Raw genomic sequence first — 21,462 nt, forward strand, 5'->3', positions numbered from 1 at the left:
GAAGTAGGGGAAGTTGGGGAAGTTGGGGGAGTTGGGGAGAAATTTCATTCTTCATTCTTCATTCTTCTGAACTTCTAGCCCTCACAGATAACTTTTTGGTGCAAACCCTAATTAATCCTGCTAATCTTGATTCTTTGCGCCTTTGCGCCTTTGCGTGAGACATATTAAGGTGTTTGGGTGGCGATCGCTAATTTTGCCCCTTTTACCTGCCGCACCCGATCCATAACCATCACCACCTGACCGTGAGTAGCACTTTGATCAGCATTGATAATAACTACCACTTCCGTATTTTTGCCCATCAACTCCTGTACTTTTACTGGTAAAGTCTCAAGAGTGACTGGCTGGCGATTTAAATTCAGATCCCCTGCTGAATCTATGGTGACGGTAATTGGTGCGGCTGATGATTGGGCTTTGGCTGTGGCTGCTTTAGGTAAATTAACTGGTAAACCTTCAGAACGATTTAAAAATAAAGTGGACATAATAAAAAATGTCAAAATAGCAAAGATGACATCAATCATCGGCACAATATTAATCTGGGCTGGTACATCAGGTTCATCTTGTAGACGCATAGGATTTATCCCCTCTTTCATAATGACGACGATACAGTAATTCTAGTTGACCACCATATTCTTGAATCCAAGCAATTTGCCGCAAATACAGACCGCGAAAACTATTTGCAAAAAATAAAGTAATAATAGCTACAACTAACCCTGCTGCTGTGGATACCAAAGCTTCACTAATCCCAGCGGTAACACCAGCGGTTTTTGTCCCACCCACATCACCAATATCTAACGATGCAAAGGAAGTAATTAACCCTAAAACAGTCCCTAGTAATCCTAGTAAGGGCGCTAAACCAATAATTGTATCAAAAATGTTTTGAAACCTTTTTAATAAGGGGATTTCCGCCTGGGCCTCACTTTCCAAGGCCAAGCGAAATTCTTCTGGGTTGGCTTCTTCCAATTCTAAAGCCGCTAAAAAAATGCGGGCGATCGGTAAATCAGCATTTTTATGTAAGATATTTAAAGATGTAACTACATCACCTTGACGATAAACACTTAACACCTGCTTGACTACGCGATTCTGACGACCACTAATTCCTATCCAAAAGGTAATCCGTTCCAGAATCAGAGTGATTCCTAAAACCGAAAAAAATAGCAGTGGCCACATCACTACGCCACCAGCTTTGAATAAGTTGCTAATTTCCATTGACTATTTTGCTAATTCTGGACAAAGCTAGATTAACAGATTTTGGCAGCATTATTTTTTTGCTACATCCTGTAAATCCTTTAATCCTGTAAATCCTGATTCTGACAATAATTAATATTCTAGATTGCCATGAAAAGTGAAGATCGTCAACGAGTAGAAATATTCCTCAAAAAGTGGAAAGGTTCGCAGGGTAACGAAAGAGCAAATTACCAGGGTTTCTTTTTAGAACTTTGTGATGCTTTGGCGGTAGAACGTCGATTACCTAAAGGTAGTATGGCAAATGATCCTTATTGTTTTGATAAAGACATCAAAATATTTAACAAAGATGGAGTTACTACAAACTTTGCGGACTTCTATAAAGAAGGACATTTTTTAATTGAAGCTAAACAAGGGGGAAATGCAGCTAAACGGGGGACAGCTAAACGAGAGTCATGAATACTGGGGGAGAATTTAACTTTGATGAAATTCCCCAATTTAATGGCAGCTTTTTTAAAGATGCGACAGCTTTTGATTTACCTAAAGAACAGTTAGAAGTGCTATATGAAGCCGCAAACAAAGATTGGACAGAGGTAGAACCGGCGATTTTTGGGACTTTATTAGAACGAGCTTTAGATAGTAAAGAACGTAAAAGTTTAGGAGCGCATTACACACCAAGATCAAATTCCTATTTATCGTTATCTTAATCCTCGTCCTGCTCAATGGCCAGATGCAGATTATATTGTTTCTAATCCTCCTTTTATTGGTAATAAGAGGATGAGAGATAGATTAGGTGATGGTTACGTCGAAGCGCAACGAAAAGTTTATCAAGACATACCAGATACAGTTGATTTTGTCATGTATTGGTGGTATCATTCAGCTAAATTAGTTGTTGAAGATAAATTAGAAAGTTTTGGTTTAATTACAACTAATAGTATTACTCAAACATTTAATAGAAAAGTTTTAGTTAAGCATCTAGTAGGTAATAATTCACTATCCCTTTCATTTGCAATTCCAGATCATCCTTGGATAGATACTACAGATGGTGAAGCAGTTAGAATTGCGATGACTGTAGTAAAATCTGGAAAACATGAAGGAATTTTAGCAAAAGTAGTTAAAGAAGTGGAAAGTGATGATGGTGTAACTATTGTTGATTTAGCTATATCTAAAGGATTTATTAATGTAGATTTAAGCGTTGGTGTAGATGTGGTATCAGCATCTAAGTTAGCACCAAATGAAGTTACTCAACAAGTGCTAACGGAAGTCATGGAAACAGAAGAAACTGTGATTATTCCCACCGAACAAAAAACTTTTCCCAAACAACCAAAAGAGCAACTTGCAGCTATCCGCGACTTACTCCGCACCAATACCAGCGACTGGACTGTGGATCAAATTGCTGCTCAATTCAAAAATGGTGGAAAATACAAAAATGCCATTGCTGAAAATGTAGAAAGATTAGAATGGTTTGGGATTTTAATCTGTCGAGAAACAGGAGCAACCAAACGCTGGCAATATGTGGAAATATAGAGAGGATCAAGATCCCCGACTTCTTCAAGAAGTCGGGGATCTGATTTACAGGATTTTAGTCTCTTCAATTTCTCAGGACATCAAAAAATTAAAAAAAATTAAATTTTGAAAAAAATTCGTTTTTTGGGGTTCAACCCCGTTGACTTTTCCCGCCAAATATGATATTTTTATAATGGGAATGTGTGCCTTAATAAAAATTTTGCTTATGTTCCATTATATTCATATATCTATAATACCACGCCGGCAGCGATCGCAACCTCTCAAATAAAAAAATTTTTTGAAAAACTTATTAAAAATTTAGAAATTCATAATTAAAACTTATCTATGAGAGAAACTAACTCGGTTATTTGCTACATCCTGTAAATCCTGATATGGCTTACGCCACGCTACGCTATCAGACAATAATGAAATATTCAGAAAATTTGGGGTGATGGAATGCGAGTATTTGTAACTGGTGGTACGGGGTTTATTGGTTCTCATGTGGTGCGATCGCTTTTACAGGAAGGATACCAAGTGACAGCCTTGGTACGTCCTCATAGTAACCTGAGTAATTTACAGGGTTTGGCTGTAGATATTGTCAAAGGTGATTTGAATAACCCGAATATCTGGGAACAGATGCAGGGTTGTGAATATCTGTTTCATGTCGCCGCCCATTATTCCCTGTGGCAAAAAGACCGAGACTTGCTTTATATTAACAATGTAGAAGGAACGCGCAATATTTTAGCCGCAGCCCAAAAAGCGGGAATTGAACGTACAGTTTATACTAGTTCCGTTGCCGCTATTGGTGTGGGTAAATTGGGACAAGTTGTAGATGAAAATTACCAAAGTCCCGTAGAAAAATTAGTGGGGGATTATAAAAAATCTAAATTCCTAGCTGAACAAGTGGCAATATCTGCGGTGAACCAAGGTCAAGATATTGTGATCGTTAATCCTAGCAGTCCCATTGGACCCTTAGATATTAAACCTACGCCTACGGGGGAGATTATTCTGCGGTTTTTGCGGAGAGAAATGCCCGCTTATGTGGATACGGGGTTAAATTTTATTGATGTGCGCGATGTAGCCAAGGGACACCTATTAGCTTTACAAAAAGGCAAATCAGGCGATCGCTATATTCTCGGTCATCAAAATCTTAGCCTTAAACAACTCCTAGAACAACTCTCCCAAATCACCAATTTACCAGCACCACAAACATCCATCCCAGCTTGGATACCCCTTACAGTAGCTTGGGTAGAAGAAAAAATCCTCGCACCACTAGGAAAAACTCCCACAGTTCCCATAGATGGAGTCCGCATGGCACAGCAACCAATGTATTATGATGCTTCTAAGGCTATCCGCGAATTAGGTTTACCTCAGTCACCCCTGAATGTAGCCCTCAAGGATGCTGTAGATTGGTTTGTGTCTAATGGTTATGTGAATAGGTGACAGGTTACAGGTTACAGGTTACAGAAATTAATTACCAATGACCAATGACTAATGACCAATGACCAATGACCAATGACCAATGACCAATGACCAATGACCAAATTGAGGAGTGTTAGTTTCATGGCAATTAATTTACAACAAGCAATAGATATAGGTAAATATTTAGTTACACAACGCTTATTAGGGCGGAAACGCTTCCCCCTCGTATTGATGTTAGAACCCCTATTCCGGTGTAACCTAGCTTGTACTGGTTGCGGTAAAATCCAGCATCCAGTAGAGATCCTCAAGCAAAATCTTACTCCAGAACAGTGTTTTGCGGCTGTGGAAGAATGCGGCGCACCGGTTGTTTCTATTCCCGGTGGCGAACCCCTCCTACATCCCCAAATAGGTGAAATTGTTGAAGGTTTAATTAAACGCAAGAAATATATTTACTTGTGTACTAATGGTTTATTACTAGAAAAGAGTCTTGATAAGTTTAAACCTTCTCCCTATCTAACTTTTAGCGTCCATTTAGATGGAATGCGAGAATGGCATGATAAATGTGTAGACAGAAAAGGCGTTTTCGATACTGCTGTCCAAGCAATTCGCGCCGCTAAAGCTAAAGGTTTTCGTGTCGCTACTAACACGACCATTTTTGAAGGTTGCGATATCCAAGAAATGCAGGGGTTTTTCGATTTTCTGGAAACCTTGGGTACTGACGGGATGATGATCTCTCCTGGTTACAGTTACGAATGGGCACCAGATCAAGATCATTTTCTGCAAAAAGAACAAACCCGCGCTTTATTTAAAGAAATTCTCTCACCTTACACATCTGGAAAAAAGAACTGGAACTTTAATCACAACCCTTTATTCTTAGACTTTCTCATTGGTGAAAAAGACTATGAATGCACCCCTTGGGGTAGTCCTAGTTATAGTGTTTTAGGTTGGCAAAAACCTTGTTATCTATTGAATGAAGGTTACTATACAACCTTTCAGGAGTTGTTAGATAAGACTGATTGGAGTCAATACGGTGGCGCTAGTGGTAATCCTAAATGTGCTGATTGTATGGTGCATTGTGGTTATGAACCGACAGCAGCGATGGATGCAATGCAACCGAAAAATATTGCCCGTTCTCTAACCACTGTGTTTGGTAAAGGGTAAATATAGCGATTATCGTAGGGGTAGCGCCCCCGTGCCTACCCTATTGTGAGAAGATTTGTCTGATTCACTGCTTAATATTTCTTAACATAACTCTCTTGACTGAATTGACATAGATTGACATATAATCACAAAAGAGACAACTAAAAAAAACTAACCAATAAGCCTTTTTGCTTACTGAATTAGGATTTCGGGGTTATAGCGCAGTTGGTAGCGCACCTCAATGGCATTGAGGGGGTCAGCGGTTCGAATCCGCTTAGCTCCATGCAAATTATAATTAATACTTTAGTGGTTGTACCAATGGCGTTAAGGGCAGCGATCGCTAAACTCGTGGCAATGCGATGATCTGTATGGCTATCTACTTCCGCACCGACTAAGGGAGTACCGCCGGTGATTTCCATCCCGTCGGGTAATTCGCTGATTTTTGCCCCCATTTTAGTGAGTTGTTGTGCCATCACAGTAATGCGATCGCTCTCCCTATGATGCTAACATTTTCGTATTAACAACAAGTTCTCACATATTCTTGAAAAACTGGAGATAATTTAAACAGAATCTTATCTTCCTTGATTTTCGTGATTAAATACCGTTGTTGTAAGGATTGTAACCCATTATTAAAATCAACTGAGGATAAATTTAAACTTTGTCTTAATTCTTCTCTGGAAATAGGGTTTTCAAATTTACTTAGTTCTAATACTATTTCTTGTTCTTGGGGTGATAGGTGGTGAAATGTCTCTTGAAAATGAGACTGCATTTGATTGGTAATATGTAAAGTATTTTCAGCTAAAAAATCAGCAACTTGATCATCATAATTTTTATTGATTAGGATACTAATACTTTTTAAATAAAGTAAATTACCTTCATATAATTTGATTAATTTTAACCAACTATCCTTATTTTTTAATCCGGTATTTTTGAGGATTTCTGGATTATCTAAACCTGATAATTCTAAAGATTTAATAGGATATAATTCTTCATCTAAACATTCCATTTCTGGACATTGTTCTTGACTAATTAATATGACGCTACTTTGATGTTGGGTTTCTGTAATCATTTTGAATAGGGTTTGATAATCTTGATATTCTGGTTGATATTTTCCCGCGAATTGACTAGGAATAAATATATTTTGTAAATCATCAAGGATAATTAAACATTTTTTATTTGTGAGAATATCAAATAATTGTTTTAATTTATCATTTATTGTTGGTAATGAGTCTAATTTGTGATGTTTTAGTAAATCATCAAGTAATAAATCTAGAGATTGAGGAAATTTTAAACTTCTCCAAACTATAGCATCAAACTTTTGTTGATGTAAGTCTATAAATCTTTTAACGAGTGTGGTTTTACCAATACCGGATAATCCTAAGATTGAGATTAAATGAGTATTTTGATTTAATATCCACTTAGATAAAGTATCAATTTCGGAAGTGCGATCACAAAAACGATTAATTTTGGGAGCAATAGTTAAATCATAATAGAGTTTATTCTTAATACCTTGTTTTGTATTTTTAGAAGATTCATTATTGTCATTATGACAATAATTTATCTGATTATTACCAAAATTATAAAACTGAGAATTATTTATAACTCTTTCTATAGTCCAACAAAAATTATGCTTATTAACATCTTCTCCTAAAGATTCTGATAAAATTTGCCATAGTTTACGTCCAACACTTCTAACGCGACTTTCACTACGATTACACTCTTCCGCAATTGTCTCATAAGTTTTTCCTTCATAAACTCCTGTAATGACAGTTTTTTGCAGATCATCTAAACGTTTTCCTGTCTTATTTATGATTAATTGATCTGCAAATTGTAAAATTTCAGTAACATTCATAACATCCAATTATGATGAGGCTTTCAGCAATTATAGCGTATTGTTACGCATCATTGTAAGCTATTTTAATACATTAGTTAATATTTTATTACAAAAACATAGTCTTTTATAGGCTTTTATTTACTTAAATTTTGAAAGAAAATACGAAATCAGCAAAAATAAGTCTAAAAATATGAAATTATCAAAGTTTTTGACTACGTTGGTTTTCACCGCAACTTTAGCTGTTTCTCAAATGGTGGATTTATCCAACCCGAAACAAGTTCAAGCTCAAACTTCTGGTTGTGGTAGTGGTACAAGTACTTATTTACTTCGAATATTCTCACCCGTTGGTTCTCGTCAGTTTAGAGTGGCTTGTAATGAGCATGATGCTTGTTATGATACTTTAGGTAAATCACAGCAAGAATGCGATAAGGCTTTTCATAACAGAATGTTAGGTATATGTGCAAAAGACCATAATACTTGGGTCGGAAAACCTCTAAAAATAGCTTGTAATGGAAGGGCTGATGCTTACTACACATCTGTTATGAAATATGGTGGTAAGCTGTTACGCATTTGCTTTTTTTGCCTAAAAGCCTTACTACAAGGACTCTAGGCTGCAAAATATTAAATTTAGCTGCGTAACAGCTTAAGGCGTACAATGAGAGTCAAGCTAAAGCAAGAGCTTCTCAACCAACTATAACACCAGATATAGTTGTAAACATCAGAAATGGATATCGTCTTATTTTTGATCGCTCAAAAGGTACGGGTTTCATTGTAACTGCTCAGGGACAAATCATTCGGCAATATAACCATTGGAGTCCTAACTGGACGATTATTCATGCAATAAGACCGGATATGGTTATACTATATGACCCTTCAGGTCATGCTGGAATTTACCACATAGCTGAAAATGGAGATATGTCATTCTTATATGAATATAACGGCTGGGGTAAAAATCATCGCTCATTTACAAATGTAGGAGATAGTTTAGTAAGAATTGAGAATGCTAATGGACAAGCTGGTATATATCGAGTAGCAGATAATGGAATGTTTTATGATTACAAACCATAAAGATTGAAATCATAGTTATTAGTTGTAGGTTGGGTTGAGGTAACGAAACCCAACATTTCTAAACCTGACAACCTGACTCACTCAAGTTATCAGTTAAGCAGAAAAAGCAAAAACATCAATCTCAATTTTTCTCTGAGATTTTTGATTACTATTCAACATTAAACGAATATTTTCAGCAGTTTCACTACTAAAGGTTGTTTCTCCACAACGATAACAAACCTTAGCTGGAATACCCTCCACTAAAATTAGTTTACCTTCGATTTCAAAAGTTTCATTAACTAATTCTTCAGTAAATTTATCTGAACCACAAATATGACAACTTTCCATCATAACCTCCTTTGGGAATAATCAATCCATTCTGTTTGATCAGGATCATATAAAGTAATAATAGTTAAAATATCAGATTGATAATTTCCAGTAAACTAAACAAAAATAGTTGTACAATTGTAATAGTATTATTATACCAACAAACAAATATGCAACAACTAATCATTCAAATTGCTGATAAAGAAAAAGCACAAATGCTATTAAAACTTATTTCTGCTTTAGATTTCGTTAACTCTGTAGAAGTAATAGAGGATAACACAAATATATCTGATATATCTGATGATGAGAAAGATTTTTTTTCCTTGGCAGGAATCTGGGAAAATAGAAATATTACTACTGATTCCATTCGTCAAGAAGCATGGAGACAAGAAACGAAATGATTTTATGTGATACAAATATTCTCATAAAATTTTATAAAATTCATATTACCATTAAACCTACTTTTAATCCTAAAGACTCTAGCAATATTCGTAAAAGATTAAATTCAATTTCACCTGTTTCTTGAAGTTTTTCTGCAAATTTCATGAGAGTTTTTTGAACATCTTTAGACAATAAATTTACCCCGCCTCTTGCTTCAATTACATTAAAAAAGGCTTTTTTAATCATCATTGGATCACCTTCTTCTAGCACAACTTCAAGATAAACTGCTGCTTCAGAAGTATCTTTTAAAGATTCAATTAATTCAGTATGATAACTAATACTTTTAGGCATTGTCTTGACTCCTGTAATCTTGCCAATAATCTTGAGCTTGACGAATATCTTTATTTTGTCTGCTTTTATCGCCACCCCATAGCAATAAAATGATCACATCACTTTCTTCTCCAAAATAAATTCGATAACCAGGACCATAATCAATACGCAGTTCATATACTCCTTCACCAACAAACTTACAATCTCCTAAATTTCCCTCTTCTACTCGGTCTAATCTTGCTCTAATTTTAGCTCTAGCTCTAGCATCTTTCAAGGAATCTCGCCATTCTAAGAAAGGAGTAGTTCCTTCTAAAGTTGTATAAATCCTAATTTCTTTAGGGGTTGCCTCCATCATATCTATATGCAAAAAAGATTTTACAGAACGAAACCTAACAATTGTATCAAATTTTAATTAAACGATGATTAACGTACTTACCTGAGCAAAATTTAATCAAAATCCCTGTACCTTTTCCCTATCACCTGTCCCTAAAAATCATTGACAAATTTCCCGTAGTGTGTTTGTGAAGTTGGGATAAGAAATAGCAGCAGCTTCAGCGCGGTGAATGGTGGTTGTACCAATGGCGTTGAGGGCTGCGATCGCTAAACTCATGGCAATGCGATGATCTGTATGGCTATCTACTTCTGCACCAACTAGGGGAGTACCACCGGTGATTTCCATCCCGTCGGGTAGTTCGCTGATTTTTGCCCCCATTTTATTGAGTTGTTGTGCCATCACGGTAATGCGATCGCTCTCTTTGACCCTTAACTCCTCCGCATCTCTTATAATTGTTGTCCCCTCAGCAAAAGCCGCTGCAACTGCCAAAATAGGAATTTCATCAATTAATCTGGGAATGATATCACCAGCAATCGTACAGCTTTTTAAACCACCCGAACGGACGCGGATATCAGCCACAGGTTCTCCCGCTACTTCCCGCTGGTTCTCTAGTTGAATATCTGCCCCCATCAGTGCCAAAGCTTCTAAAATGCCAGTACGGGTAGGATTGACACCGACATTTTCCACTACCAAATCTGAACCAGGAACGATCGCCCCAGCCACTAACCAAAAAGCCGCTGAACTGATATCACCAGGGACAATTACAGTTTGTCCGTAGAGTTTCGACCCACCCGTAATTGTGACGCTATTTGTGTCTGGATCTATACTTAATTCTGCTCCATAAGCCCTTAACATTCGTTCACTGTGATCCCGTGATAAAGCAGGTTCGGTGACGGTGGTTTGTCCTTCGGTGTTTAAACCCGCCAGGAGGATACAGGATTTAACTTGAGCCGAAGCAATGGGAGAATGATAATGAATGGGTTGCAGGGCTTGTCCTTGAATGGCTAGAGGTGCTAAGGTATTACCCTTACGTCCCCAAATTTGCGCCCCCATTTGTTGCAGCGGTTTGACAACACGGGACATGGGACGCGATCGCAAAGAACTATCACCTGTCACCGTGAAAAATCGCCCTGGATGGGATGCTAACAACCCCAACATCAACCGCATCGTTGTTCCAGAATTACCAGCATCTAAGACATCTACAGGCTCTTGAAAATTGCCTAAACCGATGCCTTTAACTTTCACCAATTCTGTATTTAGTTCCGAAATTTCCGCCCCTAGCGCCCGAAAACAGGCAGCAGTGCTACGGGGGTCTTCACCTAACAGCAATCCTTGAATTTGAGTTTCACCTTCAGCGATCGCCCCCAACATCAAAGCGCGATGGGAAATAGACTTATCACCAGGAACTCGGATACGTCCCTGCAAAGACAGTCCAGCCACAGGGCGCTGAATAATTAAGTGATCCGAAGAGTTTGCTTGAGTTTCTAAAGTAATAACAATAGCCGACATTAGGATACAATGACTTTTGAATAGAATAAAAGCTAAACAGCGACTTGTTTATCACTATTCACTTCCAATTTAGTATCCTACCGCTTTTTGGCAACTATAATCTTTCTTCTGGTAGATAACAGGTGACAGGTAATACCATATTGAATTGTCTAGATTAACAAATCAAAATATTTGCTGACGATGAACCAGGTTTTACTATTTATTAGACATCTTGCTTGAATGTCTTGTTTTTTGTTGCTTCCAACCACCAAAAACTTCAGCCGTAACGTTAAATAGTAGGCAGAATCAGCAATTTAGAAAATCGCTCAACTTTTATTCTTTATTTGTAACCTCTCACACTCTCATGCTAACTCACCACCGCAAACCCGTATGTTTATCAATGATTTCCACTGACTTACCGATTTGGTCTGTGGTTGACACTGCTGGAACTTTAATCCAAAAGGATACAGATAAATTTCATTTACTATTAACTGCACCACCTCTTATTAGTTGTGAAGTAGGCAGTTATTTAAATCCAGAAGATACAATTTACCCAACTAAAAACAATTTTTCTCCTCCTAGCAGTCCCAGAATTTTATGGCTGGAAATTTCATCTCGGCGGTTAATTATGACAATGCAAGGTAATGCACAAGTCAGTTACCGCCACTTTTGGGAATTAGGTGTTTATGGCATTAGTCGTTTCTGGTTGCCAAATGAATCATTACAACCCCATCAACCTATCCGTTTGCGTAATTTTACCAAAAGTTTTACTCTTAGCGGGCATCCTTTTCCAGAGAATCTCCGTTTAGAATACGAATTATGGACAGGAAAAATCCAATTAGGGCGTTATATTCTCAATTTGGAAATTCAGCATTGAAGGGAATAGGTGACAGGTGACAGGTGACAGGTGACAGGTGACAGGTGACAGGTGACAGGAGGTAGGGGAGGTAGGGGAGGTAGGGGAGGTAGGGGAGGTAGGGGAGGTAGGGGAGGTAGGGGAGGGGGCAGGTAAGAGTTTTACCAATTACCAATTACCAATTACCAATTAAGTAGGTGAACACAATAAAACCAAACTGTGTAAAGAAATGTAAAATCGCCTAAACCCTCTTCACTCTTGCCTCTTGCCTCTTGCCTTTTGCCTTGCCATAACGACAATTTTCAACGCCAACCTACTTACCAATTACCAATTACCAATGACTAATAATTAGGTTCATTACCTACTTTCCATTTGATATTGCAACCAATACTAGGTTTTTGTTCACTTGTCACAGGTTGATTATTTAAAACTGCGGTAATAGCTGATCTTAAGTCTTTACCTGTTACGGGTTGATTATTACTAGGACGACTATCATCTAATTGTCCGCGATAAACGAGTTTTCTGTCGCCATCAAATAAAAAGAAATCTGGTGTACAAGCTGCCGTATAAGCTTGTGCTGTTGCTTGAGTTTCGTCGTAACAGAAGGTAAAATCAAAACCCAATTCTATACACATTTCTTTTAATGATTCTGGGGCATCATTAGGATAATTTTGAGCATCATTAGCACTAATGGCAATAATCCCTAAATCACTGTTGCTGTAATCTTGATCTAATCTGGCTAATTCTTGTTGAATATGCTTAACAAATGGGCAGTGCCGACAAATAAACATGATTAACAATGCCTTTTTATCGGCAAAATTATCAAGAGAAATCGTTTTTCCAGATACTACTTCTGGTAGATGAAAATCTGGTGCTTTCGTGCCTAGAGGCAACATTGTGGAAGCTGTTAAAACCATAATTTTTTAAATGTTTTGATCAGGGTTTTTTCTAATAATAGAATAATCCATCTTGATTTAGGAAAATTACCAAATTCAAATACATAACTTATTAAAAAATTTGAGTATATTATGAGTTATGTAATTAAGTTATGGGAAAAAGATCAATATTCCCTGTTCCCTGCTATAATAACTGACCGTTGATTGAAAAAATTTTAATAATGATCACTTGGTGTTCCTTGCTAATGAAACAATGGGGTAGGATGACAAAATTCCTATCCTTGTTCTGTCTTTGTCTATTATTGGTTGTTAGTTGTACTCCTAAACAGCAAACAAATACACCACAGTCTAGTGCTGTAAATACTACTGCGGGTGATGGTCGGATTACCGTAGGGACAACGGAAAAGCCAAGAACTCTTGATCCTGCTGATGCGTATGAATTGGGATCTTTGAGTTTAGTATTTAATATGAGCGATCGCCTGTACACTTACGAACCAGGTAGTACAGAAATTAAACCACAATTGGCAACAGCATTACCAAAAGTGAGTGCAGATGGTTTAACTTATACTATTCCTATTCGCAAAGGAGTAGTATTTCATGATGATACTCCCTTCAATGCCAAAGCAATGGAGTTTAGTCTGCAACGCTTTATCGAAAACAAAGGTAAACCTTCTTTCCTGCTTTCTGATACCGTAGCTTCAGTTAAAGCCACAGGAGAGTATGAATTAACAATTAAACTGAAAAAACCCTTTGCAGCTTTTCCTTCGTTGTTAGCATTTTCTGGAGTCTGTGCAGTTTCGCCAAAATCCTATGAAATTGGGGCGGGAAAATTTAAACCGAATATTTTTGTTGGCACTGGTGCTTACAAATTAGCCAAATATGGAACTGATTCCTTAAAGTTTGATGTATTTGATAAATATTGGGGAACAAAACCCGAAAACAAAGGTGTCAATGTCCAAATTCAAACCAGTCCAGTTAACTTATTTAACGCCTTTAAAACTGGGGCGATAGATGTCGCCTATCTATCCTTACAACCAGATCAAATTCAGAGTTTAGAAGCCAGTGCGAAAAAGGGAGATTGGCAAGCTATATCTGCTCAAGGTAGTGTAGTTACTTATATGACTTTAAATCGCAATCAAAAACCTTTAGATAAAGTAGAGGTGAGACAAGCGATCGCATCATTAATTGATCGTAAATTATTAAATGATCGGGTATTATTATCACAGGCTGATCCTCTTTATAGCATGATTCCCACCACCTTCAACGTTTCCCAACCATTGTTTCAAGATAAATATGGTGATGGTAAATTTGAAGAAGCCAAAAAATCCTTAGTCGCTGCTGGTTTCTCCAAAGAAAATCCAGCAAAAGTGCAAATTTGGTATCCTGCAAGTTCAATGACGCGCAGTTTAGTCGCCCAAACCTTAAAATCCCTAGCTGATACTAAAATGGATGGTATTTTGCAATTTGAAGTTAAAACCGTAGAAGGTGCAACTTTCTATAAAGAAATTTCCAAAGGGTTATATCCCAGTACCTTAACTAATTGGTATCCAGACTTTTTAGATCCAGATAACTACGTACAGCCATTTTTAGCCTGTGAAAAAGGTTCAGTTGCTAAAGGTTGCGAAACCGGCGGTAGTCAAACTCAGGGGTCGTTCTATTATAGTGAAGCTATGAATAAACTCATAGATCAACAACGCAAAGAACAAAATCCTGAAACTCGGAAGAAAATATTTGCCGACATTCAAACCCAAGTATTAACTGATGTTCCCTACATCCCCTTATGGCAAAATAAAGACTTTGTATTTGCTCAAAAAGGCGTAGCCAATGTCAATCTTGATCCCACCCAAAACCTGATTTACAAAACAATTAAAAAGTAGTATCAATACCGGGTAATTTCTCTCTCATTCTCTCGTTCCCAGACTCCGGCTGGGAATGCCATTTAGAGGCTCTGCCTCATATAATTAACAAGAGGCAGAGCCTCTAGGCTGCATTCCTTGTCAGAGACAAGGAACGAGGTTTTAGGTCGATTTCAATTTTGAATTTTTAATTAATAAATATGTCTCGTTCTAAAGCATTACAGTATTACATTTTTTCCCGGTTACTATTTGCGCCACTGCAACTATTAACTATTATCACCATTGTTTTTATTTTACTTAGAGCCACCCCAGGAGATCCCGCAGATGCAATTCTGGGAGGAAGAGCGCCAGAAAGTGCAAAAGAAGAATTAAGAAAACAACTTGGTTTAGACTTACCAATTTGGTTACAATATCTCAATTATTTAGGTAATTTACTACGCTTTGATTTAGGAACTTCCTTAACCAGTCGCGGGCAAAATATAGGTGAAATAATTGGTCAATATTTTCCAGCCACAGTAGAATTAGCATTTGCGAGTATGGCTGTGGCGCTGATTGTCGGCGTTTTAGTGGGAACTATTTCCGCTTCTCGTCCGGGAACTGCTTTTGATATTGGGGGGCGGTTATTCGGGATTATTACCTATGCTCTACCGATGTTTTGGGCAGGTATGTTATTACAATTAGTTTTCTCAGTTCAATTGGGTTGGTTTCCTAATTCCAATCGGTTTCCGCCCAATCTTCCTGCACCTACAAATATTACTGGTTTATATACAATTGATAGTTTATTAGCTGGGAATTTAAGTCAATTTTTCATATCTTTACATCATTTAGCTTTACCAAGTTTAACTTTAGGAATTTTGCTAAGTGGCATTTTTGAACGCATTGTCAGAGTTAACTTAAAACAGACTTTAAAAGCTGATTATGTAGAAGCGGCTAGAGCGCGAGGAATTCCTGAAAATAAGATTTTAGTTTCCCATGCTTTAAAGAATGCCTTAATCCCGGTAATTACGGTCTTAGGATTAACATTTGCTTCCTTATTAGGTGGAGCGATTTTAACAGAGGTGACATTTTCCTGGCCAGGGTTAGCAAATCGTTTATATCAAGCTATTGCCGACCGAGATTATCCTACCGTTCAGGGTGTGTTAGTATTTTTTGGGGCAATTGTGGTGAGTGCCAGTATTCTGATTGATATTCTCAATGCTTATGTAGATCCGAGAATTAGATATTAAAAAAGGAGTATGATTTTAGCATGGCTAACGCCATACACCATATAGTGCTAATAGAAAGTGATTAGCTGGACTGATAACTTTGTCAAAAAAATTTTAGATCGCTACTTTTTAAACTCATGTAAAAGAACAGCACTCTTGTGAAAACAGATACTATATTCTATCAACTATTTCAGACATTACCTAGTATCCTTTTTGAACTGATTGGCAAGCCAGCCACAGAAGCGGAAGCATATCAATTCACATCTGTAGAAATTAAGGAACTAGCATTTCGCTTTGATGGTTTATTTATACCTGATTCAGAAATACCTGAACAACCGATTTACTTTGTAGAAGTTCAATTTCAACCGAAAGCGGATTTTTACTGGCGGTTATTTACCGAAATCTTTGTTTATCTGAATCAATATCAACCAAAGAATGATTTTCACGCAGTAGCCATTTTTGCTAAACGTAGTTTAGATCCTGGTGTACCAATGCAGTATCGGGGTTTGCTAATGAGTCAGCAAATCACGTTTATTTATTTGGATGAGTTGGAGGTAACAACCGATAATTCAATAGGACTGGGAATGGTACAGCTAGTAGTGGAAAAAGAGGAAACTGCTATTGATCATACAAGGCAGTTAATCCAAAAATCTCGACAACAATTAGCAGATGCCAGTAAAAGACAAAAAGTCTTAGAATTGTTAGAGACGATCTTGGTTTACAAATTAAGTAATTTAACTCGTCAGGAGATTGAAGCAATGTTTACTCTAGATGAATTAAAGCAAACAAGGTATTTTCGAGAAGTTGCGGAGGAGGCGAAAGTACAAGGTAAGTTAGAAGGTAAGTTAGAAGGTAAGTTAGAAGGTAAGTTAGAAGGTAAGTTAGAAGGTAAGTTAGAAGGTAAGCTGGAAACAGTACCTTTGTTATTACAGTTAGGTTTGACTGTGGAACAAATAGCCGCAAATTTGGCTGTGGATATTGAAGCGGTAAGAAAGGTTGCGGAAACATCTGTTAATGAAACTCCTTCAGATTCAGAGGGAACAGGGAACGGGCAACAGGGAACAGGAAAAACTCATGTTTAAAAACATGAGATTGAAATAATGACACTGTTTTTTTCGTGCTACGCATCTTTTAAAAACATCCTTTTTTTGACTGAGCTTTAAACTTGTGCAAATGAGTGTTTCTTATTTGCTCCCAGTTAAGAGTTCCCAGTTAAGAGTTCCCTTCTTTTGTAATAGAAGAAATGGAAAGTGATTAGTTCAACTGATCACTTTTTTAATATTTTGCAATTAATTGTCTAATTTTTACTCCTTGGTCTTTTAAGGCTTGTTTCAAGTCAAACTTTAACTTTTATTCCTACCTGCTAAATTGTTGTACTATCAGACACATTATTACCTTTGCAAACTACGAGGATCAAGAGCATCACGTAAGCCATCACCTAATACATTAAATGACAAAACGGTAATAATAATCAAAATTGCTGGTGGTAAAATTAGCCAAGGTTGTAATACTAAAATAGAAGCATTACTGGCTAAAGAAAGCATATTTCCCCAAGAAGGATCTGGTTGTTGAATACCTAAACCAATTAGACTTAATACTGCTTCTGCTCCAATAAAACTAGGAATTGTTAAAGTAGCAGAAATAATAATGTAAGTTGCAGTTTGTGGTAAAACATGACGAACAATAATATAAATGGGATTACCACCCATGACCTTTGCTGCTTGCACAAATTCAAGTTCTTTGATTGATAATACCTGTCCGCGAATTATCCTCGCTAAACCTGCCCAACTAATTACAGAAGTGATGAGAATGATTAATAAAAATCGCTGAGTGCTGGTTAATTTGGGACTTAAAATCCCTGATAATGCTACTAATAAATAAATACTCGGAAAAGTCATCAATACTTCTGCCAAACGCATGATGATACTATCAATTATTCCCCCAAAATAGCCCGAAATACCACCAATAAGCAAAGCCAATGGATAGGTAATAATAATCCCAAAAATACCAATAAACATACTAATCCGACCACCATGCAGCAGCCGACTAAATTGATCGCGTCCTTGTTCGTCTGTTCCCAAAATATTCAATTTTGCGTCACCAATAACGCCAAACAAATGCCAATTTAAAGAAATCCCCGGAATAATTGTGACTTCCTGCCATTTTGGTGGGAGGGAAATAGTCAAGTTGAATAATTGATATTTAGGTCCAGCCACAAATAATCTTAATGGTGAAGGTTTTGTCTGGTCTATAATTATTTTTCTTTCCCCGGTTTCTAAATTAGTATCTCCTTGTGTTGTAGGATATACATGAGGTCCAATAAACTGCCCTGATTGAGATACCCAATGAATCTGAGTCGGTGGCAGTAGCGAACCATTGGTTTGTGAATCATAAGGGTTATAAGGAGCGATGAAATCAGCCCCAATTACTGCTAAATAGAAACATAAGAGGACAATTGCCCCAGTTCGTGCTAAAGGATTTTTGTTGAGTCGTTGCCACCAATTCATAGTTTTTGATGTAAAAGTTAATGTTGATTAATTGTTGATAAAAGTATATATCAATAGATTAGATAAAAAACCGCAAACCTATTTTATGAATAACCTGCATCACCATCGGTCACAATTTCCCGCTTTAAGTAATAAGCTTTATTTTAACTACGGAGGACAGGGTCCAATGCCGCAAAGGGCTATGGATGCTATCACCCAATCTCAAGCCCATATTCAAAGTATAGGTCCTTTTGGGAGTGAGGCATACAGTTGGATTGCACCGCAAATACAAGCCAGTCGGGAAGCGATCGCCTCTATACTAAATGTACCATCTGATACAATAACTCTCACGGGTAATGTCACAGTCGGTTGTAACATTGCCTTATGGGGAATTGATTGGCAACCGGGTGATCATCTTCTCCTTTCTGACTGCGAACACCCTGGTGTCATTGCTACTGCCCAAGAAATTGCCCGCAGATTTGCAGTAGAGGTTACTACCTGTCCCTTAATGGCTACTTTAAATGAGGGGAATCCCATCAGTATTATTGCTGAAAACCTCCGTTCCAAAACCCGCTTAGTAGTTTTAAGTCATGTCCTATGGAATACAGGTCAAGTTTTACCCATTGATAAAATTGTAGAAATATGCAAAAGCAATAATTCTCTGTTATTGATAGATGCAGCTCAATCAGTGGGCGTTCTTCCTTTGGATTTAACTGCTTTGGGTGTAGATTTTTATGCCTTTACTGGTCACAAATGGTTATGTGGTCCTGCTGGTGTGGGTGGTTTATATGTACGTCCTCAAGCTAGAGAAAATCTGCATCCCACTTTTATTGGCTTGAATGGAGTAATTACTAATAATCAAGCCCAACCGACGGGTTGGCAACCAGATGGACGCAGATATGAAGTATCTACTTTACCAACTTCATTATATGTGGGTTTAAAAGAAGCAATTACAATTCATGAACAATGGGGGACAGCACAGGAAAGATATGAGCAAATTTGCAAAAATAGTAATTATCTCTGGCAAAAATTAAACTCTTTACCCAATGTCAAATGTTTAAAAAATTCACCCCCAGAAAGTGGATTGGTTTCTTTTCAATTAACTAATCAGCCTAGTTCTAAATTAGTGCAATCTCTAGAGTCAGAAAATATTTTAACTCGAACAATTGCCAGTCCTAATTGCATTCGTGTGAGTGTTCATTATTTAACATTAGAATCAGAAATTGACCAATTAATAGCAGCTATAAAAGGCGACTAGTACCGCAAGGCGGAAGTCAAAAGTCAAAAGTCAAAATGAAGACAGTATAGGCTTTTGGAGGATTTAGAATGGTTGGTTTATTTACGCCGTTTTGTACTAGAAGTCACTGCTAAACAGACAAAACCCACCTTTGTGGGTTAAATCATATTAGTCCGCGACGGCGGACTTTGCTTGTGTAGTAGTGATTTCTAATCGCCCAATACTCTTTTTAACCTTGTTTTAAATCATGAAAAGACCAACTATATATATAGCCATCACAAATCACGGTTTTGGTCATGCTACCCGCACAGCTTCCATTGCTAACACCATCCAAAAATTATATCCTGAAGCATTATTAATTCTAGTCACCACTGCACCTCGCTGGTTACTGGAATCTTATATAGAGGGTGATTTTATTTTACGTCAACGGGCGTTTGATTTAGGTGTGATTCAAGCTGATAGTTTGACAATGGATAAACCAGCAACTTTAGCAAAACTGCGAGAAATTCAAAAAAATCATAAATCCTTAATTGCTTCAGAAGTTAATTTTATTCGTCAAAATCGCGTTGATTTAATTTTAGCAGATATTCCTTTTCTAGCTGCTGGATTTGCTGAAGCTACGAATATTCCTTGCTGGATGATTAGTAACTTTGGTTGGGATTTTATCTATCGAGATTGGGGGGAAGAATTTACGGAAATGGCTGATTGGATTAGTGATTGGTATAGAAAATGCGATCGCCTATTTCGTCTTCCTTTCCATGAACCCATGTCAGCATTTACCAACATTACAGATGTCGGTTTAACTGGTGGTTCTCCCCATTTTAATATTGATGAATTACGTAACAATTGGGGAATAACTACATCCTTAGAAAAAACTATCTTAATGACATTTGGTGGCTTGGGTTTGCAAGAAATTCCTTACACTAATACCAGCAGATTTCCCGATTGGCAATTTATTACTTTTGATGCCTCAGCCCCAGATTTACCTAACTTAATTAAAATTACAAATCATCAATATCGTCCTGTGGATTTTATGCCGATTTGTGGGAGAATTATTTCTAAACCTGGATATGGGACATTTTCAGAAGCTACCCGTCTAGAAATACCAGTTGTAACCATACCCCGTCATGATTTTGCCGAAGCAGCTTTCATGTTAGCAGGAATTGCTAATTACAACCACCATCAAATTCTCACAACACCAGAATTTTTTCAAGGAGATTGGGATTTTCTTGATCAATCACCCCAAGCACCAAAGCAACCCAACATCATAGCCAAAGATGGGAATGAAACAATAGCCAAAGCTGTGATAGATTATTTAGAGACAAATATAGCGGTATGCACCTGAATAAAATACATCATAAGCCCCCTCCTTGCACCCCCCTGAATCCCCCCGCAGCAGGGGGGAGAAAAGGATAAACTTCTTGTATTTCACTCAGCCAAGAACCGCTATATATAAACTACTATAAACTAGCCATGACCCACTACCAAAAACTATTAAGAGTTTCCACCAATGGAAAATCATTTCACAATATTACCGCCAAAATTGAAGCTATTGTTGCCGAATCTGGTATAGAAACTGGGCTTTGTAGTTTATTTTTACGTCACACCTCAGCTAGTTTAGTAATTCAAGAAAATGCTGATCCTGATGTATTACTTGATTTAGCTAATTTCATGACAAAAATAGTCCCAGAAGGAAACCATTACATTCATGATGCTGAAGGACCAGACGATATGCCAGGACATATCCGCACAGTTTTAACCCATACCTCCGAACAAATTCCCATTAATCGTGGTCATTTGGTATTAGGAACATGGCAAGGAATCTATGTTTGGGAACATCGTCAACAGAATAATGTGAGAGAGTTAGTAGTTCATATTTCTGGATAGGATTGAAAAAGTTATCTGTGATGTTCCCCCCCCACCTCTCTTCTCCCC

24 protein-coding genes, 1 tRNA gene and 1 pseudogene are annotated in these 21,462 nt (G+C 37.4%); 16 read left to right on the top strand and 10 right to left on the bottom strand.

Going from position 1 to position 21,462, the window contains the following annotated elements; genetic code table 11:
* Positions 1 to 164: 164 nt before the first annotated feature.
* Both AN486_RS21415 and AN486_RS21420 read right to left on the bottom strand, forming a co-directional pair.
* Positions 165 to 569 carry a biopolymer transporter ExbD gene (locus tag AN486_RS21415; protein WP_053537966.1) on the bottom strand — a complete coding sequence of 135 codons (405 nt, stop codon included), beginning with the start codon at positions 567 to 569 and terminating at the stop codon, positions 165 to 167.
* The gene (locus AN486_RS21420) at positions 553 to 1,206 is read right to left on the bottom strand and encodes a MotA/TolQ/ExbB proton channel family protein (protein WP_290602474.1); all 654 of its coding nucleotides are present in this window, start codon (positions 1,204 to 1,206) and stop codon (positions 553 to 555) included. The genes AN486_RS21415 and AN486_RS21420 overlap by 17 nt, the downstream gene beginning before the upstream one ends.
* Positions 1,207 to 1,335: 129 nt before the next feature.
* Between AN486_RS21420 and AN486_RS21425 the strand changes: the two genes are divergently transcribed.
* The 6 genes from AN486_RS21425 to AN486_RS21450 all read left to right on the top strand — a co-directional run bounded on the left by AN486_RS21425 (position 1,336) and on the right by AN486_RS21450 (position 5,533).
* Entirely contained in the window at positions 1,336 to 1,641 is a 306-nt protein-coding gene (locus tag AN486_RS21425; RefSeq protein WP_290602475.1) for a type IIL restriction-modification enzyme MmeI, read from the top strand.
* Positions 1,638 to 1,889 carry a type IIL restriction-modification enzyme MmeI gene (locus tag AN486_RS21430; protein WP_053537963.1) on the top strand — a complete coding sequence of 84 codons (252 nt, stop codon included), beginning with the start codon at positions 1,638 to 1,640 and terminating at the stop codon, positions 1,887 to 1,889. Before AN486_RS21425 ends, AN486_RS21430 begins: the two co-directional genes overlap by 4 nt.
* 34 nt (positions 1,890 to 1,923) lie before the next feature.
* Positions 1,924 to 2,709, top strand: coding sequence for a DNA methyltransferase (locus AN486_RS21435; RefSeq protein WP_325064620.1), 786 nt, complete (start codon positions 1,924 to 1,926; stop codon positions 2,707 to 2,709).
* 435 nt (positions 2,710 to 3,144) lie between these two features.
* Positions 3,145 to 4,131 (top strand): hopanoid-associated sugar epimerase, encoded by a 987-nt coding sequence (gene hpnA, locus AN486_RS21440; protein WP_053537961.1) that lies wholly within the window; start codon positions 3,145 to 3,147, stop codon positions 4,129 to 4,131.
* A gap of 120 nt (positions 4,132 to 4,251) precedes the next feature.
* A complete protein-coding gene (hpnH, locus tag AN486_RS21445) occupies positions 4,252 to 5,271 on the top strand; it encodes an adenosyl-hopene transferase HpnH (RefSeq protein WP_168636414.1) in 1,020 nt (339 codons plus the stop codon).
* A 189-nt stretch (positions 5,272 to 5,460) separates the two neighbouring features.
* A tRNA-Ala gene (locus AN486_RS21450) sits at positions 5,461 to 5,533 on the top strand.
* Positions 5,534 to 5,549: 16 nt separating this feature from the next.
* Here the strand turns inward: AN486_RS21450 and AN486_RS21455 are convergent.
* Positions 5,550 to 5,744: pseudogene (locus AN486_RS21455) on the bottom strand (3-phosphoshikimate 1-carboxyvinyltransferase); the annotation flags it as partial.
* A 23-nt stretch (positions 5,745 to 5,767) separates the two neighbouring features.
* Positions 5,768 to 7,102 carry an ATP-binding protein gene (locus AN486_RS21460; protein WP_290602476.1) on the bottom strand — a complete coding sequence of 445 codons (1,335 nt, stop codon included), beginning with the start codon at positions 7,100 to 7,102 and terminating at the stop codon, positions 5,768 to 5,770.
* Positions 7,103 to 7,274: 172 nt separating this feature from the next.
* On the opposite strand from AN486_RS21460, the gene AN486_RS21465 reads away from it, so the two are divergent.
* Positions 7,275 to 7,694: a hypothetical protein gene (locus tag AN486_RS21465; protein WP_053537957.1), complete on the top strand. Its 420-nt coding sequence runs from the start codon at positions 7,275 to 7,277 to the stop codon at positions 7,692 to 7,694.
* 242 nt (positions 7,695 to 7,936) lie between these two features.
* Positions 7,937 to 8,152 carry a hypothetical protein gene (locus tag AN486_RS21470; protein WP_053537956.1) on the top strand — a complete coding sequence of 72 codons (216 nt, stop codon included), beginning with the start codon at positions 7,937 to 7,939 and terminating at the stop codon, positions 8,150 to 8,152.
* Positions 8,153 to 8,245: 93 nt separating this feature from the next.
* On the opposite strand, the gene AN486_RS21475 is transcribed toward AN486_RS21470, so the two are convergent.
* On the bottom strand, positions 8,246 to 8,482 hold the full coding sequence (locus tag AN486_RS21475) for a YgiT-type zinc finger protein (RefSeq protein ID WP_234413281.1): 237 nt from the start codon (positions 8,480 to 8,482) through the stop codon (positions 8,246 to 8,248).
* Positions 8,483 to 8,628: 146 nt separating this feature from the next.
* On the opposite strand from AN486_RS21475, the gene AN486_RS21480 reads away from it, so the two are divergent.
* The gene (locus tag AN486_RS21480; RefSeq protein ID WP_290602480.1) at positions 8,629 to 8,859 is read left to right on the top strand and encodes a hypothetical protein; all 231 of its coding nucleotides are present in this window, start codon (positions 8,629 to 8,631) and stop codon (positions 8,857 to 8,859) included.
* A gap of 40 nt (positions 8,860 to 8,899) precedes the next feature.
* On the opposite strand, the gene AN486_RS21485 is transcribed toward AN486_RS21480, so the two are convergent.
* The 3 genes from AN486_RS21485 to aroA all read right to left on the bottom strand — a co-directional run bounded on the left by AN486_RS21485 (position 8,900) and on the right by aroA (position 11,012).
* The gene (locus AN486_RS21485) at positions 8,900 to 9,190 is read right to left on the bottom strand and encodes a DNA-binding protein (protein ID WP_053537953.1); all 291 of its coding nucleotides are present in this window, start codon (positions 9,188 to 9,190) and stop codon (positions 8,900 to 8,902) included.
* Positions 9,183 to 9,521 carry a type II toxin-antitoxin system RelE/ParE family toxin gene (locus tag AN486_RS21490; RefSeq protein WP_053537952.1) on the bottom strand — a complete coding sequence of 113 codons (339 nt, stop codon included), beginning with the start codon at positions 9,519 to 9,521 and terminating at the stop codon, positions 9,183 to 9,185. Before AN486_RS21490 ends, AN486_RS21485 begins: the two co-directional genes overlap by 8 nt.
* A 141-nt stretch (positions 9,522 to 9,662) precedes the next feature.
* Positions 9,663 to 11,012 carry a 3-phosphoshikimate 1-carboxyvinyltransferase gene (gene aroA / locus AN486_RS21495; protein ID WP_290602483.1) on the bottom strand — a complete coding sequence of 450 codons (1,350 nt, stop codon included), beginning with the start codon at positions 11,010 to 11,012 and terminating at the stop codon, positions 9,663 to 9,665.
* A gap of 343 nt (positions 11,013 to 11,355) precedes the next feature.
* On the opposite strand from aroA, the gene AN486_RS21500 reads away from it, so the two are divergent.
* On the top strand, positions 11,356 to 11,868 hold the full coding sequence (locus AN486_RS21500; RefSeq protein WP_053537950.1) for a hypothetical protein: 513 nt from the start codon (positions 11,356 to 11,358) through the stop codon (positions 11,866 to 11,868).
* Positions 11,869 to 12,188: 320 nt separating this feature from the next.
* Here the strand turns inward: AN486_RS21500 and AN486_RS21505 are convergent, their stop codons facing one another.
* Positions 12,189 to 12,764 carry a thioredoxin family protein gene (locus AN486_RS21505; RefSeq protein ID WP_290602485.1) on the bottom strand — a complete coding sequence of 192 codons (576 nt, stop codon included), beginning with the start codon at positions 12,762 to 12,764 and terminating at the stop codon, positions 12,189 to 12,191.
* 242 nt (positions 12,765 to 13,006) lie between these two features.
* On the opposite strand from AN486_RS21505, the gene AN486_RS21510 reads away from it, so the two are divergent.
* The 3 genes from AN486_RS21510 (at position 13,007) to AN486_RS21520 (ending at position 16,886) form a co-directional block, all read left to right on the top strand.
* Positions 13,007 to 14,620 carry an ABC transporter substrate-binding protein gene (locus tag AN486_RS21510; protein ID WP_290602487.1) on the top strand — a complete coding sequence of 538 codons (1,614 nt, stop codon included), beginning with the start codon at positions 13,007 to 13,009 and terminating at the stop codon, positions 14,618 to 14,620.
* 179 nt (positions 14,621 to 14,799) lie between these two features.
* The gene (locus AN486_RS21515) at positions 14,800 to 15,825 is read left to right on the top strand and encodes an ABC transporter permease (RefSeq protein ID WP_053537947.1); all 1,026 of its coding nucleotides are present in this window, start codon (positions 14,800 to 14,802) and stop codon (positions 15,823 to 15,825) included.
* A 137-nt stretch (positions 15,826 to 15,962) separates the two neighbouring features.
* Positions 15,963 to 16,886, top strand: a complete 924-nt coding sequence (locus AN486_RS21520) for an Rpn family recombination-promoting nuclease/putative transposase (RefSeq protein ID WP_053537946.1) — start codon at positions 15,963 to 15,965, stop codon at positions 16,884 to 16,886.
* Between the two features lie 309 nt (positions 16,887 to 17,195).
* Here the strand turns inward: AN486_RS21520 and AN486_RS21525 are convergent, their stop codons facing one another.
* A complete protein-coding gene (locus AN486_RS21525; protein WP_053537945.1) occupies positions 17,196 to 18,311 on the bottom strand; it encodes an ABC transporter permease in 1,116 nt (371 codons plus the stop codon).
* A gap of 85 nt (positions 18,312 to 18,396) precedes the next feature.
* On the opposite strand from AN486_RS21525, the gene AN486_RS21530 reads away from it, so the two are divergent.
* The 3 genes from AN486_RS21530 (at position 18,397) to AN486_RS21540 (ending at position 21,414) form a co-directional block, all read left to right on the top strand.
* Positions 18,397 to 19,548 carry an aminotransferase class V-fold PLP-dependent enzyme gene (locus tag AN486_RS21530; protein ID WP_290602490.1) on the top strand — a complete coding sequence of 384 codons (1,152 nt, stop codon included), beginning with the start codon at positions 18,397 to 18,399 and terminating at the stop codon, positions 19,546 to 19,548.
* A gap of 226 nt (positions 19,549 to 19,774) precedes the next feature.
* Positions 19,775 to 20,872: a glycosyl transferase gene (locus AN486_RS21535; RefSeq protein ID WP_053537943.1), complete on the top strand. Its 1,098-nt coding sequence runs from the start codon at positions 19,775 to 19,777 to the stop codon at positions 20,870 to 20,872.
* A 128-nt stretch (positions 20,873 to 21,000) separates the two neighbouring features.
* Positions 21,001 to 21,414 carry a secondary thiamine-phosphate synthase enzyme YjbQ gene (locus AN486_RS21540; RefSeq protein ID WP_027403361.1) on the top strand — a complete coding sequence of 138 codons (414 nt, stop codon included), beginning with the start codon at positions 21,001 to 21,003 and terminating at the stop codon, positions 21,412 to 21,414.
* Positions 21,415 to 21,462: the final 48 nt, after the last annotated feature.

Source organism: Anabaena sp. AL93 (assembly GCF_001672085.1).
Lineage (GTDB): Bacteria > Cyanobacteriota > Cyanobacteriia > Cyanobacteriales > Nostocaceae > Dolichospermum > Dolichospermum heterosporum.